Raw genomic sequence first — 17583 nt, forward strand, 5'->3', positions numbered from 1 at the left:
CTTGCGGACGAGCCGCCCCCTTCCGTGCGCACGGAAGGGGGCGGCTCGCGCAGAAGGGGGCGAGCGGACGGTCAGACGGTGGCGAGAGCCTCGCGGTCGTCGTCGCGCGGCTGCCCCGCGATGAGGCGCGCCGGCTCGACGGCATCCGGATCCACATCGAGGTACCGCTCGAGGGAGTCGTCGAGCTCTTCGAGCCACGGCGTGTGGTGCACGACCGCGAGCGTCCCGGTCATGACCGACTCGTACACGCGGTCACGGTAGCCCATGATGTCGTCCTGCTTGTCGTGCTTCCACGCGAGGAAGATCTCGACGACCCGGTCGATGTCGAACTCCGGGTAGTCGGTGAGCTCCAGCAGGTCGCGGATGTAGTCGGCTTGGAAGCGGATCTCCGCGGCCGCCGAGTCGATCTGCCCGAATCGCGCGCGCCACTCGGCGATGGATGCGGCGCGCTCGGCCTCGTCCGGCAGCGCCATGCGGCCGAGGATCAGGTCGCGCACGAACCAGGCCTGCACGTCGAACATGTTGAACGTGAACCACTGGTCCTGCGCGCCGAGGTAGGTCAGACGCGGATTGCCCTGCCAGACCACGCCGCGGTAGAGACCGTCGGGGTAAACGTTGTTCGGCGACGACAGCGCCAGGTCATCGGGGAGGAACGGGTACTTGTGCAGGTACCCGGTGCACATGATCACTGCATCGACGTGCTTCGAGGTGCCGTCGGCGAAGAATGCGACGCTGCCCTCGAACCGCTCGACGACCGGGCGCTCCTCGATTCCGTCGGGCCAGTCGTAGCCCATCGGCGCTGAGCGGAAGCTCGCCGTCACCGAGCGCGCGCCCATCTTGAACGCCTGGCTGCCGATGTCCTCCGCCGAGTAGCTCGCACCGATCACGAGCACGTCCTTGGCGGCGAACGCCTCGGCGCCACGGAAGTCGTGGGCGTGGCTGATGTAGCCGGGGAAGGTCTCGATACCGGCGAAGTCCGGCATGTTCGGGAAGGAGAAGTGCCCGCTGGCGACGATGACGCGGTCGAACTCCTCCACGGTCGACTCACCGGTGGGCAGGTTCTCGCTGGTGAGTGTGAACACCTCGCGCTCGCTGTCGAACTCGATCCAGCGCACCACGGTCTGGAAGCGGATCAGGTCGCGCACGTCGCTCTTCTCCAGGCGGCCGGCGATGTAGTCCCACAGCACCGGACGCGGCGGATACGAGGAGATGGGACGGCCGAAGTGCTCGTCGAAGCTGTAGTCCGCGAACTCCAGCGCCTCCTTCGGGCCGTTCGACCACAGGTTGCGGTACATGCTGGAGTGCACCGGCTCGCCGAACTCGTCGAGTCCCGTGCGCCAGGTGAAGTTCCACTGCCCGCCCCAGTCGGCCTGCTTCTCGAAGCAGACCAGTTCGGGGATGTCCGCCCCCGCCCGGCCCGCGGACTCGAAGGCCCGCAGCTGCGCCATACCCGAGGGGCCGGCGCCGATGATCGCTACTCGTTCTCTGCTCGTCACGTATCGTCCTCATACTCTTCAGTCATGTATCGGTCAGCGGCCGCATCCGAGCGAGGAACAGGTCTGTCCCGGTGGGAGCGAAAAGCTCGACCTGCCCGGAAAGCGGCTGCCCTTCGACGGTATCAGTGTCGGTCGCGCGAGCCGGCGGCGAGGGGAACGCCCGGGGCGGAGATCTCGACGTGGGGCGGAGCGTTCGCGATGAGAGCTCCGCCCGACGGGGAGAATCCCGCCCCACAGGCGCAGCTATTACGCTGGTCCGCGGGGGGACGCGCCGCGCTCCTCAGGAGGAGAGAGCATGCATGACCTGAACGCCGCATCCCCGTATCCGGCCGCGCCTCCGCCCCCGCCTGCCCCCGTGCGCACACCCGACCCCGCACCCGCGTCGGCACCGGCATCAGCACCGGCGAACGGCGCTCCGACGGATGCCGAGATGGCCAGGGCCACCGAGGTCCTGCGCATCATCTCCACCTCCTACTCGGCGAAGATGGTCGGCCAGGAGCGGCTGCGCACGAGCCTGCTCGTCTCGCTCATCGCCGGCGGCCACATCCTGCTCGAGAGCGTGCCGGGCCTCGCCAAGACCACGGCGGCCAGCACCCTCGCCGACACCGTGAAGGCGCAGTTCAAGCGCATCCAGTGCACCCCCGACCTCCTGCCGAGCGACATCACCGGCAACCAGATCTACGACGCGGCGACGGGCTCTTTCCGCACCGTGCTCGGTCCGGTGCACGCGAACTTCGTGCTGCTGGACGAGATCAACCGCTCCAGCGCCAAGACGCAGAGCGCGATGCTCGAGGCGATGCAGGAGCACCAGACCACGATCGGCGGCGAGATCCACCACCTGCCGAAGCCGTTCCTCGTGATCGCGACGCAGAACCCGATCGAGCAGGAGGGCACGTATGAACTGCCCGAGGCGCAGATGGACCGCTTTCTGCTCAAGGAGATCGTCGAATACCCGAGCCCGGCCGAAGAGCTCGAGGTGCTCAGCCGCATCGACTCGGGCGTGCTCGACCCGGACCGGCATGTGACCAGCGCCGTGAGCCTCGACGACGTGCGCCTGCTGCAAGACGTCGCGAGCCGCATCTACGTCGACCCCGCGATCCGCAACTACATCGTGTCGATCGCCTACGTGACCCGGAACCCGGCGCCGTACATCGGCGAGGAGCGCGCCCGCTTCATCAAGTACGGCGCGAGCCCGCGCGCGAGCATCGCGTTCCTGCAAGCGTCCAGGGCGCTGGCGCTGCTGAAGGGCCGCTCCCACGTGCTGCCCGAAGACATCCGCGAGCTGCGCCACCTGGTGCTCCGCCACCGCGTGCTGCTGACCTTCGAGGCGGATGCCGAGGGCGTCCGCAGCGAAGAGATCATCGACCAGATCTTCGCGTCGGTCCCCACGCCCTGACCCCTCCGATGGCCAGCCTGATCACGCAGGTGAAGAGCAAGCTCTTCATCCACTCGACGCGCAAGTCGCTGCACGCGCTCGACGGCGCCTACGCGTCGCTCCTGCACGGGCGCAGCCTCGACTTCGAAGACCTGCGCAAGTACGAGTACGGCGATCAGGTACGCGACATCGACTGGCGGGCGACCGCGCGGCTGGGCACCCCGCTCGTCAAACGCTCCCGCGCGACCCGCATGCACACGGTGCTGTTCGTGGTCGACACGGGCCGCTCGATGTCGGCCCTCGCCGCCGACGAGCGATCGAAGAAGGAGCTGGCGATCCTCGCGACGGGGGCGCTCGGCGTGCTCACGCTGCGCCACGGCGACGACTTCAGTACCGTCTACGGCGACGCGGCGAAGGTGCGGCGTCTCGCGCCCGGCCGCAGTGAGGGCGCGCTCGAACACGCCCTGCGCACGATCGACCGGGCGATCGACGAGAGTTCGGCGCCCAGCGACCGCGACGCCCTGCTCTCGTTCGTGACCCGCACGATCTCGCGCCGGATGATCGTGGTCGTCATCACCGACGAGGCCCCCGTGACGAGCGAGACCGAGCGGATGCTGCGCCGCCTGCGCGTGCAGCACGACGTGCTCTGGCTCACCCTGCGCGACGCCGACCCGGTGCTGGATCACGCCACCGGACGCATCCGCAGCGATGCGGACAGCCGCTGGCAGGTGCCGGACTTCGTGCAGGGCGACCGCGCCATCGTGCAGGAGCTGACCGCGCAGCACGATGCCGACGCGGCGCGCCGGGATGAGCTCCTCACCCGCCTCGAGATCAGCCACTCCTCTCTCGACGGGCAGGACGACGCCGTCGTGCAGCTGCTGCAGCTGCTGAACCGGAGGTCGAATGCCCGGCTCTGAAGAGCTCTACCCGCCGGCGCAGTACGGCTGGGGATGGATGCTGCTCGCGATCGGCATCCTGATTCTCCTGGTGCTCGGCGCATGGCTGCTCATCGTGCTCACGCGGCCGCGGCGCACGCTCCCCGTGGATGATGCGGCCGGGCACCCGCCACTGATCATCGACGTGCTGTCGCAGCTGCGCACCGAGTACATGGGTCGCATCCAGCAGATCGAGAACGAGTACCGCGAGAGCCGACTCAGTGCCCGGCAAGCGAACCTCGAGCTGAGCCGCGTCGTCCGCACCTTCGTGAACGAGTACAGCGGCCTCGAGGCCCCGGTGCTCGCGCTCGACGACCTCGTGGCGCGGGGCGTGCATCCTGCCCTGATCGACGCCATGGGCAGGCACTACTACCCCAGCATCTTCCGTCCGGGGCCGGCCATCGATCCGATCGCGGGCGCCGAGGCGGCACGAACGGTGGTGCGGGCGTGGCACTAGCGAACGTGTGGATGCTGGTCGCCGCGGTCGCCGTCGTCCTGGTCGCCGTCACGGTCGGCCTGATCCTCGGGCTGCGGCGGAGCGGAGGCGGTCGCGGCGGCGACACGGCGCGCGTCGCTCGCGCCGAACGACTGCGCGCACTGCCGACGTTCCGTCGTGCGCTGGCGCGGCGGGCTCTCGCGCTGTCGGGCATTCTGGCCCTGGGCGCGGTGACGGCGATCGTGGCGGGCGTCGTGGCCGCTCGACCGATGTCGGCCCAGACCATCCAGCCGGTCAACACGAGCCGCGACATCATGCTGTGCCTCGACGTCTCCGGCTCGATGTCCGAGGTCGACGTCGAGGTGCTGACGGTCTTCGAAGAGCTGCTCGACGACTTCGAGGGCGAGCGGATCGGGCTGACGATCTTCAACAGCTCCCCGGTGCAGATCTTCCCGCTGACCGACGATTACGACTTCATCCGCGAGCACCTGGAGAGCATGACCCGGAGCTTCGACTACGTCGACCAGATCCCCGAACACTGGGTCGGCACCCTCAACGGCGACGGCGCCTCCCTGATCGGAGACGGCCTCGCCGCCTGCACGATGGGGTTCGACCGTCCGGGTGACGACCGTTCGCGGTCGGTGATCTTCGCGACCGACAACGAGGTCAACGGCGCCTCCATCGTCACGCTCGACGAGGCGGCGGCGTATGCGGCCTCGAAGGAGGTGCGGGTGTTCGCCCTGAACCCGGTGCAGGGCAAGGATGCCGACGTCAGCGCGGAGCTCACCGCCGCGGCTGAGGCCACCGGCGGGGCCGCGTTCGGCCTGCGCGACACGACGACGGTCTCCGACATCGTCGAGCAGGTGCAGGAGCAGGAGGCGACCGAGCTGCGCGGCGAGGCGCAGGTGGTCTGGACCGACGCACCGAATCTCTGGATCGCGGTGCTCTCGGTCTGTCTCCTCGGCTTCGTCGTGGTGCTGTGGAGGGTGCGACTGTGATCTTCCAGCCCGTGCTGAACCCGCTGCTGATCCTGCTGCTGATCGCCCCGATCGCCGCACTCGCGATCTGGGTCCTGGTGCGACCGCCGCGGTCTGCCGGAGGGACGCCCGCCGACGCGCGCACGGTCGCCGGACACCGCGCACTGTGGGCGATGCGCCTGGTGCTGGTGCTCGCGTGCGCCGCGCTGCTGCTGCGCCCCGGCATCCCGGGAGGCGCGACGCAAACGCTCGCGACCGACACCGACATCGTGCTCGTCGTCGACACGACGGCGAGCATCGTGGCCGAGGACTGGGGCGACGGCGAACCGCGACTCGACGGCATCCGCGAAGACGTGCGCGCGCTGGTCGAGGAGTACCCGGGAGCGCGCTTCGCCCTCATCACCTCGGATGCAGCGGCCGAACTGCGGATGCCACTGACCACCGACACCACGGCGCTCATGGGATCGCTGGAGGTGCTGCGTCCCGAGGTGACGAGTCAGTCGCGAGGCAGCTCGATCGGCATCGCGGCGCCACTGCTGACCGAGACCCTCACCTCGGCCGCGGAGTCGTCACCCGACCGCTCGCGGATGGTGTTCTACTTCGGCGACGGCGAGCAGACGGTCGACAGCGAGCCCGAGTCGTTCAGCTCGAGCGCGAAGTACACCGACGCAGGGGCCGTGTTCGGCTACGGCACGGCGGAGGGCGGGCCGATGCGCATCACGACGGGCGGGCTCTCCGAGGGCGGCGCCGAGTACATCCAGTACGAGGGGGCAGATGCGCTCTCGGTGATCGACGAGACGAACCTGGAGGCCATCGCCGACCAGCTCGGCGTGGAGTACGAGCATCGGACCGCAGAGGCCGCCCCCGTGCTGCCGGAGGCGCCGGCCACCACGACCAACTACGCCGAGTCGGGCGAGGTCGGCAACGTGACGGAGCTGTACTGGGTCGCGGCGCTGATCATCCTCCTCATCCTGGGCATCGAGCTCACGCGCGCGACGATGCTCATCGCGAAGCTCCGGCAGCTGCGCCCGACGCGGCAGCGGCATCCCGGCGGCTCCGGGCAGTAGCACCGATCGCCTCACGCTCGACGCGACCACCGGGGCCGTGCGCGATCCGGTATGAAGGTGCGGGATCCGTGGCGCTCCCGCCCTCCGGTCCGTATCGTTTTACCTGCCACGGGCTACCTGTCCGGGCATAGGTTCGTCGTCGCGGATCGACCGTGTCGCAGGCTCGTGGGGAAGCCGACTCGGTGGGAACGCGCGGCGATGTCATGTCGGCCTGAAGGGCCGGCATCTATCTCTGGGGAACGAATACATGGGGAACATCTTTGCGCTGAAGCGCGCCCGGAAAGCGGCCATCGGCGCCGCCGTCGGGGCCCTGGTCGCCGCCGGCCTGGTCTCATCCGGTGGCGGAGCAGCGATGGCGGCAGAGACCTCACCGCCTCCACTGCTGCAACGCGACGAGAACGTCGTCACGTCGGATCCGATTCCGACCGTCCAGATCGACGACGGCTACGTCTGGGCGCAGACGACCATCGGGTCCACGGTCTACGCCGTCGGCAAGTTCGACAACGCGCGCGAACCGAAGGCCGCACCGGGCACGGCACTCACGGCGCGTTCGAACGTGCTCGCCTACGACATCGACACCGGCGCACTGCTGCCGTTCGCACCCACGGTCAACGGCGTGATCAAGTCCGTCGCTGCATCACCCGACGGCAGCCGCATCTACATCGGCGGATCCTTCAACTCCGTCAACGGCAAAGACCGGTGGAACATCGCCGCCCTCGACGCGAAGACCGGCGAACTGGTCCCCGGCTTCGTGCCCTCCATCGGCGGAACGGGCGTCTACGCCCTCACGACCTCCGGGACGAGCGTCTATGCCGGCGGCCTGTTCACCCAGGCCAACAGCACCGCACGGAAGAACCTGACCGCATTCGACACCGCGACCGGCACCCTCCTGCCGTGGGCGCCGCAGACCGACCAGCAGGTCGACGCCATGGTGATGGACCCGGCCGGGGCGAACACGATCATCGGCGGACGCTTCTCGCAGATCAGCGGCAACACCGCACTGCGCGGCCTCGGAGCGGTCGACAAGACCACCGGCACAGTGGACACCGCCTGGCAGACGCCGTCCGCGATCAACAAGGTCCGGATCACGCGTTCCGCGGGGCAAACGGGAGTCTTCGGTCTCGCCACCGACGCGACGGGCGTCTACGGCACCACCTGGTCTTACGGAGCGGTACAGCCGACCAACCTGGAAGGGGCTTCGCCGCCGAAGCCGGCAGCGGCAAGATCCGCTGGATCGCCGACTGCCTCGGCGACCACTACGGCGTCTATTCCACCGGCGAGGTCGTCTACACGACGAGCCACACCCACGCCTGCGAGACCGTGGGCCTGCACCCCGAACAGCGGCAGACGACGCACCGCTACTCCGAAGCCTTCACTGCCGATACCCGGGGAACGCTGGGACACCAACCCAACGTGAACTACAGGGATTGGGCAGGAACCCCGGCACCATCCGCGTACGCCTGGACCCCGGACTGGGGCGTGGGCCAGACCACGGGTATGGGTCAGGCCGGTCTGTCCATCACGGGCACCGGGAACATGATCTCCATCGGAGGTGAGTTCCGCTCCGTCAACAACGGGCAGTTCGAGGGCATCGTCCGCTTCTCCACCACGCCTCCGGGAGGAGCGAAGGACAAGCCGCGTCTCTCCGGCGACGACTGGACAGGAAGTGTCGAGCGGAACGCCGACGGTTCCACCGGCGCCACCGCCACCCTCCCCTCCAACTGGGATCGTGATGACCTGACGCTGACCTACGAGCTCCACCGCTCCGACAGCGCGACGCCGGTGGCCACGACGACGGCCGACGCGACCTGGTGGAACCGACCGCTCGTCACCCTCGTGGACGAGACAGCGACCGACGATACGCCACGGGAGTACACGGTGACGGCGAAGGACGCCGACGGCAACGTCGCCACCAGCGGCGGCATCACCTGGATCGAGCCCAACTGATCGAAGGGTCTCCGGCCGCCCGCCTCCGCATCCTGAGTGGAGTGAACGAGAGCCATCGATTTCAGGTCTGCAACGGGGCTGATCTCGCCCTGCTTCGCAAACCGGCATCCGATATGCTATTATTTTACATGTCGATAGCTATCATGCTTCGACTTGGGGGTTCGTCGTTGCGAACCGACTGAGCACGGCCTCTGGGGAAGCCGTCCAGTCTGGAGCGCACGGCGACGTCATGCCGATCTGGGGTCGGCGTCAGATGACTGGGGAATCAACATCATGGGGAACAACTCTGCGCTGAAGCGCGCGCGAAAGGCGGCCTTCGGCGCCGTCGTCGGCGTCTTGGTCGTCAGCGGCCTGGTCTCGTTCGGTGGCGGAGCGGCGGTGGCGGCGGAAGTCTCGTCGTCGCCGCCGCCGCTACTGCAGCGCGACGAGAACGTCGTGACGTCGGATCCGATTCCGACGGTCCAGATCGACAACGGTTACATGTGGGCGCAGACGACGATCGGGTCGACGGTGTACGCCGTCGGCAAGTTCGACAATGCCCGCGAACCGAAGGCCGCGCCGGGAACGGCGCTGACGGCGCGGTCGAACGTGCTCGCCTACGACATCGACACCGGGGCGCTGCTGCCGTTCGCCCCCACAGTCAACGGGGTGATCAAGGCCGTCGCTGCGTCGCCGGACGGCAGCCGTATCTACATCGGCGGATCCTTCAACTCCGTCAACGGCAAAGACCGGTGGAACATCGCCGCCCTCGACGCGAAGACCGGCGAACTGGTCCCCGGCTTCGTGCCCTCGATCGGCGGAACGGGCGTCTACGCCCTGGCGACCTCGGGCACCAGCGTCTATGCCGGCGGCCTGTTCACGCAGGCCAACAGCACGGCACGGAAGAACCTCACCGCGTTCGATGCATCCGATGGCGTTCTGCTGCCCTGGGCGCCGACGACCGATCTGCAGGTCGACGCGATGGTGATGGACCCCGCGGGGGCGGACACCATCATCGGCGGACGCTTCTCGCAGGTCAGCGGCGACACCACGATGCGCGGCCTCGGCGCGGTCGACAAGACCACCGGCGCAGTGGACACCGCCTGGCTGGCATCCGACTCGATCAAGAATGGATCGAACAGCGGCACCGCCTCAGGCAAGGCCGGAATCTTCGCCCTCACAGCCGATGACACCGGCGTGTACGGCACCGGCTGGGTATATGCGGCCGCCGAAGTCGGAAACCTCGAAGGCACGTTCGCAGCCGAGGCCGGGACGGGTGAGATCCGTTGGGTCGCGGACTGCATCGGCGACCACTACGGCGTCTACTCCACGGGCAAGGTCGTCTACACGACGAGCCACACCCACTCGTGCGGCACCATGGGCCTGCACCCTGAGCAGACCGAGCGCGTGCACCGCTACTCCGAGGCCTTCACGGCGGATGCTCGCGGAACGCTCGGTCATCAGCCCGCCGCACCCAACTACAAGGACTGGGTGGGCACACCCGCTCCCTCGGCCTACAACTGGACTCCGGACTGGGCCGTCGGCGTGACCTCAGGACTGGGTCAGGCGGGCCTGTCCATCACGGGCACCGGGAACATGATCTCCATCGGCGGCGAGTTCCGCTCCGTCAACAACGGCCAGTTCGAGGGCATCGTCCGCTTCTCGACGACACCTCCGGGAGGAGCCAAGGACAAGCCGCGTCTCTCCGGCGACAGCTGGACGGGAACCGTCACGCCGGACGCCGAAGGCGCCGAGGGCGTCACCGTCACCATCCCTGCGAACTGGGATCGCGACGACCTGACGCTGACGTACGAGCTCCACCGCTCGGACAGCCCCACGCCGGTGGCCACGACGACCGCCGATGCAACCTGGTGGAACCGACCGGACATCACCCTCGTCGACCTGACAGCGCCGAGCGACACTCCGCTGGAGTACACGGTGGTGGCGAAGGATGCCGACGGCAACACCGCCACCAGCGGGGGCATCGCCATGGGGGCAATGAACTAGCCGAGGCTGATGTCGGCCGTCTTCACGGGCCGCACCCCATATGCTATTATTTTACATGTCGGTAGCTATCGTGCTCCGACTGGGGTTCGTCGTTGCGAACCGACCGGGTGCGGACTCGTGGGGAAGCCGTCTCGGTGAGGGAACGCACGGCGACGGCATGCCGGCCTGAAGGTCGACATCAAATCACTGGGGAACAACACATGGGGAACATCCTTGCGCTGAAGCGCGTCCGAAAGGCGGCCATCGGCGCCGTCGTCGGTGTCCTGGTCGTGAGCGGCCTGGTCTCGTTCGGTGGCGGAGCGGCGGTGGCGGCGGAAGTCTCGCCGTCGCTGCCGCCCCTGCTGCAACGTGACGACAACGTCGTCACGTCAGACCCGATTCCGACCGTCCAGATCGACGACGGCTACGTCTGGGCGCAGACGACCATCGGGTCCACCGTCTACGCGGTCGGCAAGTTCGACAACGCCCGCGAACCGAAGGCCGCACCAGGTACCGCGCTCACCGCGCGTTCGAACGTGCTCGCCTACGACATCGACACCGGCGCACTGCTCCCCTTCGCACCCACGGTCAACGGCGTCATCAAGGCCGTCGCCGCATCGCCCGACGGCAGCCGCATCTACATCGGCGGCGCCTTCAACTCCGTCAACGGCAAAGACCGCTGGAACATCGCCGCCCTCGACGCGAAGACCGGCGAGCTCGTCCCGGGCTTCGTGCCCTCCATCGGCGGAACGGGCGTCTACGCGCTGACGACCTCCGGAACCAGCGTCTACGCCGGCGGGCTCTTCACGCAGGGCAACGGCACCGCACGCAAGAACCTCGCCGCCTTCGAAGCCTCGAACGGCGCCCTCCTGCCCTGGGCACCCACGACCGACCAGCAGGTCGACGCCATGGTCATGGACCCGGCCGGGAAAGACACCATCATCGGCGGACGCTTCACGCAGATCAGCGGCAACACCGCGATGCGGGGTCTCGGCGCGGTCTGGAAGGGCAGCGGCGTCGTGGACACGAACTGGCAGGCCCCCCAGACGATCAAGAACGGAGCGACCGCGACTTCCGCGGGGCAAGCCGGGATCTTCGGGCTCGCCACCGACGCGACCGGTGTCTACGGCACCGCCTGGGCTTTCGAGGTGGGCGAGACGGTCAACCTGGAAGGCGCGTTCGCCGCCGAGGCCGGCACCGGCAAGATCCGCTGGGTCGCCGACTGCCTCGGGGACCACTACGGCGTCTACTCCACGGGCAAGGTGGTCTACACCACGAGCCACACCCACGCCTGCGGGACTGTCGGCCTGCACCCGGAGCAGCCGAAGACCACGCACCGCTACTCCGAAGCCTTCACGGCCGACGCGCGCGGAACACTCGGACACCAGCCTGCGGCTCCCAAGTACAAGGACTGGGCGGGCACGCCCGCTCCCTCGGCCTACGCGTGGTCGCCGGACTGGGCCGTCGGCGTGACCTCGGGACTGGGTCAGGCGGGCCTGTCGATCACCGGAACCGGGAACATGATCTCCATCGGCGGCGAGTTCCGTTCCGTCAACAACGGCCAATTCGAAGGCATCGTCCGCTTCTCGACCACGCCTCCCGGCGGAGCGAAGGACAAGCCGCGCCTCTCCGGCGACGACTGGGTCGGCTCTGCAACGCGAACCACCGACGATGCGAAGCGCGTCACCGTCACCATTCCCGCCAACTGGGATCGTGACGATCTCACGCTGACGTACGAGCTCTACCGGTCGGGCACCTCGACGCCCGTTGCGACCACGACGGCGGATGCGACCTGGTGGAAGCGTCCGGACGTCGTGCTCACCGACACGGCGGCCCCGACCGGTCCGCTGCCGCAGTACACGGTCGTCGCGAAGGACGCCGCCGGGAACACCGCCACGAGCGGCGTCGCCCGGACGACGCCGCCGACCGGCACCATCGCGCTGGTCTCGAAGTTCAGCGGCAAGGCCGTCGGAGTCTCCGGCACCGCATCCCCCACGGTGCAGCAGCCCGTCACGGGAGCGGCATCACAGCAGTGGACCACGGTTCCGAAGCCGGACGGCAAGTTCCAACTGAAGAACGTGGCCACCGGGGCCTGCCTCGCGGTGTCCTTGAGCAAGGTCTTGTCGGGAAACGCGCAGGTGCTGCAGTGGGCCTGTGCCGACACCGCCAACTTCCTCTGGAGCCTCACGGACGTCGGCAACGGCTACGGGCAGCTCGTCGCCGGCCACTCCGGCAAGTGCCTCACGCTCAGTGGCGGCGCCGCAGACGGCGCGAACTACGTCCAGACCGACTGCGGCGCGACCACCGGCGCGGACAACCTCAAGTTCCTCCTGCGCCCCGCCGGCACCGTCGCGCTGGTCGCGAAGGACAGCGGCAAGGCCCTCGGAGTCTCCGGCTCCGCCTCCCCCGCAGTCCAGCAGCCCGTCACGAAAGCCGCATCCCAGCAGTGGACCATCGTGCCGAAGCCGTACGGAAAGGTCCAGCTCAAGAACGTGGCGACAGGAGCGTGCCTCGCCGTGTCGTTGAGCGCCAAGGTCCTGTCGGGACACGCGCAGGTGCTGCAGTGGGACTGCTCCGACCAGGCGCACCTCCTGTGGAGCCTGAAGGACCTGGGCAACGGTTACAGCCAGCTCGTCGCCAGCCACTCCGGCCAGTGCCTCACGTTGCTCGGCGGCAACACCGCAGACGGTGCGAACTACATCCAGAACGACTGCACCGCCACACCGTCGACGTTCTCGCAGTTCACCCTGCCCACCGCAGGCTAGGGCGCACGGACAGGGAGCCGACCTCGGGGATACCTGAGGTCGGCTCTGTTGTTCCCTGGATAGGATGTTCAGCGCTTCCCGTGCCGATTCGAGGACCGCTCGTCTGCCGCAGCACGGGGCGCGACTGGCGAGGAGGTGGAGCGTGAGGCACGCTTCGACACGCCCCGTCACCGAAGCGCACCGCACACCCCTCCCGAACGAGGCAGCGGCCGCGCTGCTCCGCTCGAACCGTCGCCGGCGCAGCATCCGCCGGTGGGTCGCGATCGGGACCATCCCGCTCACCCTCGCAGCCCTGTTCTTCGTGGGCAAGCTGCTGAGCATGTACGCGTTCGCTCATCAGGCGATCACCGCGTACGTGGTCGACGACTTCGCAGGCTCCGAAGCCTCGGCGCGCGGACAGGACTTCCTCAACTGGTTCGAACCGTACAAGGCACCGTTCAACATCGGAACCGCCCTCGGCGCGGCCGAGCAGCTGCCCGAGGCCAGGGCTGAGCTCGAAGAGGCGCTCGATCTCGCCACCGGACTGGAGGTATGCGGGGTGCGGATCAACCTCGCGCTCGTCGTCGAGCGGATGGGCGACGCCGCGCGTGCCGACGGCGACGGTGCCGCCGCCGCCGAGTTCTACGGCGAGGCACTGACCATCACGGTCGAAACGCCGGAGGAGTGTCACAGCGAAGAGGCGCAGCAGCAGTCCTCCGACCCGCAGCGCGACATGTCCGACACCCTCGACGGCACCGAGGATCGGCTCAAGCAGAAGCAGCAGGAGCAACAGCAGGAGCCACAGGAACCCGAGCAGCAGCCCGGTGAAGACGAGCAGCCCTCCGAGGGCAAACTCGACGAACTCGAGGGCAAGCTCGAACAGGGCACGCAGGAGCGGGATCAGCAGCAGGGCGATGAGCCCGGCGGCACGGGAACGGACAAGCCGTGGTGAGCGATCACGAGCAGCAGCGGGCCCGCTACCTCGCCGGGGCCGAAGGGGCACCTCCCGTCCCTCCGCCCGGCGGTTATCACGGTGCGCGACGCCAGGCATCGGCTCCCCCTCGCGAATCCGCCGTCGCCCCGCCCGCGACCCCGACGCCCGAGGAGCCGAAGCAACCCGCGAACGCCCTCGGATGGATCGCCCTCGCCATCGCCGTCCTGTTCGCGCTGACCCTGCTCGGCACGCTGGTCGCTGGCGGCACGGACGTGCTCTACGGCGTCACGATGCTCACGGCGCAGCTCGTGGTGGTCGGCACGGTCGTCGCCGCCCTGTTCTCGCCGCGTGCGCGGAAGCTGGGGGCGATCGCGCTGATCGTGACCGTCCTGTTCAACGTCGCGACCGTCGGCGGCATGAGCGCCCTGCAGACCTCGGCCGCGGGCAGCTACGAGGGCGCCAAGACCGCAGATCAGAAGCACGCGGAGGCGTACCCCGGCATCAAGGGCACCGATCCGCAGGAGACGCTCGGGCAGCAGTCTCTGGAAGAGGTGCGCGCACAGTCCGAGGAGCTCTTCGCCGACATCCGGACGAGGCTCACCCAGGAATTCGGATACACGTGGGTTGCCGTCGGCGACGAGGATCTGCGCCCCGAACGCAACGGCTACGGCGGCGAATCGATGCTCGTCGAGTACACCTCCGCGGGGTGGGCGACCGAGCAGCCCGTGCAGGGCTACGCGCGCAAGCAAGAGGTGATGGCCGCGATCGACGACGTGGTCGTGCAGCACGGGCTGTGGAACCTCTACTCCTTCAACGACCCGACCGGGTCGGGGATCGACCCGTCGATGATCGCGAAGCTCTACGGCAGCGACGATCCCCGCACGCAGCACACGTGGGAGTACTACACCGAGAACTACCCCGATCCGATGCGGTTCTACGCCAACATCTACGACCTGTCGAACGACCAGGACGGCGGATTCCTCGCCGCGCGCGAAGCGCAGGCCGCCCGCTCCGGAGAACCGCTCGAGGGTCTGCAGCTCGTCGTGATCGCCAGCGGTGTGCTCGGCGAAGACGACCGTGCCGAGTTCGAGACGAAGCTGCAGGAGTACCCCGGCTTCGAGTGACCGTCCGGAGCATGCGTGACGTCGGCGCATGCCCCACCCCCGCAGGATGAGCCGCGTCCCGACGGCGCCGCGGCGCGTGCCACACTCAGGCATCCCCTCGAAGGAGGACGCATGGACGCGCTCGTCTCCGCGAACCTGATCTGGACGATCCTGGCCCTCGCGGCCCTCGCCATCAATGTGATCGCCCTGATCTACATCCCCCGCGACCGCAAGCCCACGGCCGCGATGGCGTGGCTGCTGCTCGTGTTCCTGTTGCCCTTCATCGGCATGGGCCTGTACCTGCTGATCGGCAACTTCCGGCTGCCCAAGAAGCGCCGCGACGAGCAGAGGCGCATCACGGAGATGATCTCCGCCGAGGCCGTCGACCATCCCGACGCACAGGCTCCCCGGTGGCTCCAACGCGTGGCTCAGCAGAACCACGCGCTCACGGGGCTGCCGGTGGTCGGCGATTCGTCGGCCGAGCTGATTGACGACTACCAGGGGTCGATCGACGCCATGGCCGCCGCGATCGACACGGCCGAGCGCTACGTGCACGTCGAGTTCTACATCGCCGCACGAGACGCCACGACCCAGGGGTTCTTCCTCGCGATCGAGAGGGCGGTCTCCCGCGGTGTCTCCGTGCGACTGCTGGCCGACTACATCGCCTCCCGCAAGATCCCGAAGTCCGAGGAGACGTTCGCCGAGCTCGACCGGATCGGTGTCACCTGGTCGTGGATGCTGCCGGTGCGGCCGTTCAAGGGCCAGTACCAGCGGCCCGACCTGCGCAACCACCGCAAACTCGTCGTCGTGGACGGGCGGGTCGGGTTCGTCGGTTCGCAGAACCTCATCTCGCGCGACTACAACGCGGAGAAGAACATCAAGCGCGGGCTGATGTGGCAGGAGCTGATTGCGCGGGTCGAGGGTCCGGTCGTCGCCCAGGTCGACGCCGTCTTCCTGTCCGACTGGCTGATCGAGACCGGAGAGGATCTGTCGGCCGTCGAACGAGTCCCGGCATCCGCCGTGCCGACGCCCGCGGGCGCCGACCTGCACTGCCAGATGGTGCCCAGCGGTCCGGCGTACGGCACCGAGAACAATCTGCGGATGTTCCTCTCCCTGATCCACGGCGCCACCGAGAAAGTCATCCTCACCAGCCCGTACTTCGTGCCCGACGAGGCCATGATCTACGCGATCACCACGGCCTGCCAGCGCGGGCTCGACGTGCAGCTGTTCGTGTCGGAACTCGGCGACCAGGGGATGGTCTATCACGCGCAGCGTTCCTACTACGAGACCCTGCTGCGCGCGGGAGTGCGCATCTTCCTGTATCCGGCGCCGTACATCTTGCACGCGAAGCACTTCTCGATCGACGACGACGTCGCCGTGATCGGCTCGAGCAACATGGACATCCGCTCGTTCAGTCTGAACTCGGAGATGTCGCTGCTCGTGCGGGGTGAGTCGTTCGTGGCGCAGATGCGCGAGGTCGAGCAGAAGTACCGCGCCGCGGGGCGCGAGCTGACCCTCGACGAGTGGCTGCACGAGCCCGCGAAGTCGACCTTCCTCGACGGGGTGTTCCGGCTGACGTCGGCGCTGAACTGAGACGACCCGCTCAGGAACCGAGCGTCAGCAGCATCCGGGCGAGCACGTACCGAGCATGCCCGCGGGAGGTGCGCGGGTCGTAGCCCAGGGTCTCGACGAGAGCCGTCATCCGCTCCTGCACGCTGGAGTGATGACGACCCAGGCGCAGGGCTGCGGCGCGCACGCTCTGCTCCTCGGCGACGGCGTCGAGCAGCTCGCGACTGCGGTCGTCGAGGGCGGCGAGCGCGGCGGCATCCGGATGGAGAGGCCCCTGCTCCGCGGCCTCCGCGACGAGCAGCAGGGCTCCGAGGTCGGCGACGTCGACGATCGGCTCGGCGGGACTGGTCAGCCGTACCGCCACCAGCGCGGAAGCCCAGGACCGCGGAAGCTGCTCCCCGGGTCCCGCGGTGCCGAGACCGAGGCGCAGCCCTTCGCTGTCGGGCCAGGCGCTCACGGCATCCGTCTCGGCATCCAGGATCGTCGCGCGGGTCAGGCCGTGACGGGTGGCGACCACCGCCGACGGATGCTGCGGCAGGGGCGCGGGATCGGGCGGTGAGGCGACCAGGCGCAGCGTGCTCGCGCCGAGCCGGAGCCGAGGCAGCGCGGCAGCCCGCTCGTCCGACCCCGCGTAGGAGCTGATCGCGAGTTCGACGGCGCTCTCCGGACCGACCGAGCGGCGTGCGCGGATGATGCCGAGGGCGAGGGCGAGACGTTCCAGGATCATGGCGTCGTTGGTGTGCGCGGCACCCTCGCGTTCGATCCACGCGATCGCTCCCGGCCCGCTCTCGCGCACCGGCCAGGCATGCGAGGGCTCGATCGGGTCGATGCGCACACCATCGGCCCGCACCCGCACGATCTGCCGTCCGTCGCGCTGGCCGACTGTCGCGCCGCTGAGCACAGCGGCCCCGCGCAGCATGCTCTCCACGCCGACCGATCGGGCGACGAGGGCGTCGAAGTACGTGACGACCTTGAGCGTCTCACTGGCATCCGGGTCGAGGGCGGTGAGCCGCCCCAGCAGATCTTGCATGTCGG

General features: G+C 68.6%; 14 protein-coding genes. 12 read left to right on the forward strand and 2 right to left on the reverse strand.

Going from position 1 to position 17583, the window contains the following annotated elements:
* Positions 1-71: 71 nt before the first annotated feature.
* Entirely contained in the window at positions 72-1496 is a 1425-nt protein-coding gene (locus tag J7E45_RS09700) for an NAD(P)/FAD-dependent oxidoreductase (protein ID WP_308162093.1), read from the reverse strand.
* 430 nt (positions 1497-1926) lie between these two features.
* Between J7E45_RS09700 and J7E45_RS09705 the strand changes: the two genes are divergently transcribed.
* From J7E45_RS09705 to cls, 12 genes are all read left to right on the forward strand, one after another.
* On the forward strand, positions 1927-2892 hold the full coding sequence (locus tag J7E45_RS09705; RefSeq protein WP_091028356.1) for a MoxR family ATPase: 966 nt from the start codon (positions 1927-1929) through the stop codon (positions 2890-2892).
* 8 nt (positions 2893-2900) lie between these two features.
* Positions 2901-3788 carry a DUF58 domain-containing protein gene (locus J7E45_RS09710; protein ID WP_215068833.1) on the forward strand — a complete coding sequence of 296 codons (888 nt, stop codon included), beginning with the start codon at positions 2901-2903 and terminating at the stop codon, positions 3786-3788.
* Positions 3775-4263, forward strand: a complete 489-nt coding sequence (locus tag J7E45_RS09715; RefSeq protein WP_215068835.1) for a hypothetical protein — start codon at positions 3775-3777, stop codon at positions 4261-4263. Before J7E45_RS09710 ends, J7E45_RS09715 begins: the two co-directional genes overlap by 14 nt.
* The gene (locus J7E45_RS09720; RefSeq protein WP_244175854.1) at positions 4254-5240 is read left to right on the forward strand and encodes a VWA domain-containing protein; all 987 of its coding nucleotides are present in this window, start codon (positions 4254-4256) and stop codon (positions 5238-5240) included. Before J7E45_RS09715 ends, J7E45_RS09720 begins: the two co-directional genes overlap by 10 nt.
* Positions 5237-6286 carry a VWA domain-containing protein gene (locus J7E45_RS09725; protein WP_215068837.1) on the forward strand — a complete coding sequence of 350 codons (1050 nt, stop codon included), beginning with the start codon at positions 5237-5239 and terminating at the stop codon, positions 6284-6286. Before J7E45_RS09720 ends, J7E45_RS09725 begins: the two co-directional genes overlap by 4 nt.
* Before the next feature lie 247 nt (positions 6287-6533).
* The gene (locus tag J7E45_RS09730; protein WP_215068839.1) at positions 6534-7703 is read left to right on the forward strand and encodes a hypothetical protein; all 1170 of its coding nucleotides are present in this window, start codon (positions 6534-6536) and stop codon (positions 7701-7703) included.
* Positions 7700-8233 carry a hypothetical protein gene (locus J7E45_RS09735; protein WP_215068841.1) on the forward strand — a complete coding sequence of 178 codons (534 nt, stop codon included), beginning with the start codon at positions 7700-7702 and terminating at the stop codon, positions 8231-8233. Before J7E45_RS09730 ends, J7E45_RS09735 begins: the two co-directional genes overlap by 4 nt.
* 273 nt (positions 8234-8506) lie before the next feature.
* The gene (locus tag J7E45_RS09740; protein ID WP_215068843.1) at positions 8507-10219 is read left to right on the forward strand and encodes a hypothetical protein; all 1713 of its coding nucleotides are present in this window, start codon (positions 8507-8509) and stop codon (positions 10217-10219) included.
* Positions 10220-10419: 200 nt separating this feature from the next.
* Positions 10420-12963 carry an RICIN domain-containing protein gene (locus tag J7E45_RS09745; protein WP_215068845.1) on the forward strand — a complete coding sequence of 848 codons (2544 nt, stop codon included), beginning with the start codon at positions 10420-10422 and terminating at the stop codon, positions 12961-12963.
* Positions 12964-13105: 142 nt separating this feature from the next.
* Entirely contained in the window at positions 13106-13894 is a 789-nt protein-coding gene (locus tag J7E45_RS09750; protein WP_215068847.1) for a hypothetical protein, read from the forward strand.
* Positions 13891-15000: a hypothetical protein gene (locus tag J7E45_RS09755; RefSeq protein WP_251053578.1), complete on the forward strand. Its 1110-nt coding sequence runs from the start codon at positions 13891-13893 to the stop codon at positions 14998-15000. Before J7E45_RS09750 ends, J7E45_RS09755 begins: the two co-directional genes overlap by 4 nt.
* 111 nt (positions 15001-15111) lie before the next feature.
* Complete coding sequence (gene cls, locus J7E45_RS09760; RefSeq protein WP_215068851.1) at positions 15112-16572, forward strand: cardiolipin synthase; 1461 nt, start codon at positions 15112-15114, stop codon at positions 16570-16572.
* Between the two features lie 10 nt (positions 16573-16582).
* Here cls and J7E45_RS09765 read toward each other — a convergent pair whose 3' ends face one another.
* Positions 16583-17578 (reverse strand): hypothetical protein, encoded by a 996-nt coding sequence (locus tag J7E45_RS09765; protein WP_251053587.1) that lies wholly within the window; start codon positions 17576-17578, stop codon positions 16583-16585.
* Positions 17579-17583: the final 5 nt, after the last annotated feature.

Source organism: Microbacterium sp. ISL-59, assembly GCF_018613945.1.
In the GTDB taxonomy this organism is placed as follows: domain Bacteria; phylum Actinomycetota; class Actinomycetes; order Actinomycetales; family Microbacteriaceae; genus Microbacterium; species Microbacterium oxydans_B.

Coding starts and splice junctions, on each gene's coding strand:
- J7E45_RS09705 (WP_091028356.1), top strand. CDS start 1,927: ATGGCCAGGGCCACCGAGGTCCTGCGCATCATCTCCACCTCCTACTCG.
- J7E45_RS09710 (WP_215068833.1), top strand. CDS start 2,901: ATGGCCAGCCTGATCACGCAGGTGAAGAGCAAGCTCTTCATCCACTCG.
- J7E45_RS09715 (WP_215068835.1), top strand. CDS start 3,775: ATGCCCGGCTCTGAAGAGCTCTACCCGCCGGCGCAGTACGGCTGGGGA.
- J7E45_RS09730 (WP_215068839.1), top strand. CDS start 6,534: ATGGGGAACATCTTTGCGCTGAAGCGCGCCCGGAAAGCGGCCATCGGC.
- J7E45_RS09740 (WP_215068843.1), top strand. CDS start 8,507: ATGGGGAACAACTCTGCGCTGAAGCGCGCGCGAAAGGCGGCCTTCGGC.
- J7E45_RS09745 (WP_215068845.1), top strand. CDS start 10,420: ATGGGGAACATCCTTGCGCTGAAGCGCGTCCGAAAGGCGGCCATCGGC.
- cls (WP_215068851.1), top strand. CDS start 15,112: ATGGACGCGCTCGTCTCCGCGAACCTGATCTGGACGATCCTGGCCCTC.
- J7E45_RS09765 (WP_251053587.1), bottom strand. CDS start 17,578: ATGCAAGATCTGCTGGGGCGGCTCACCGCCCTCGACCCGGATGCCAGT.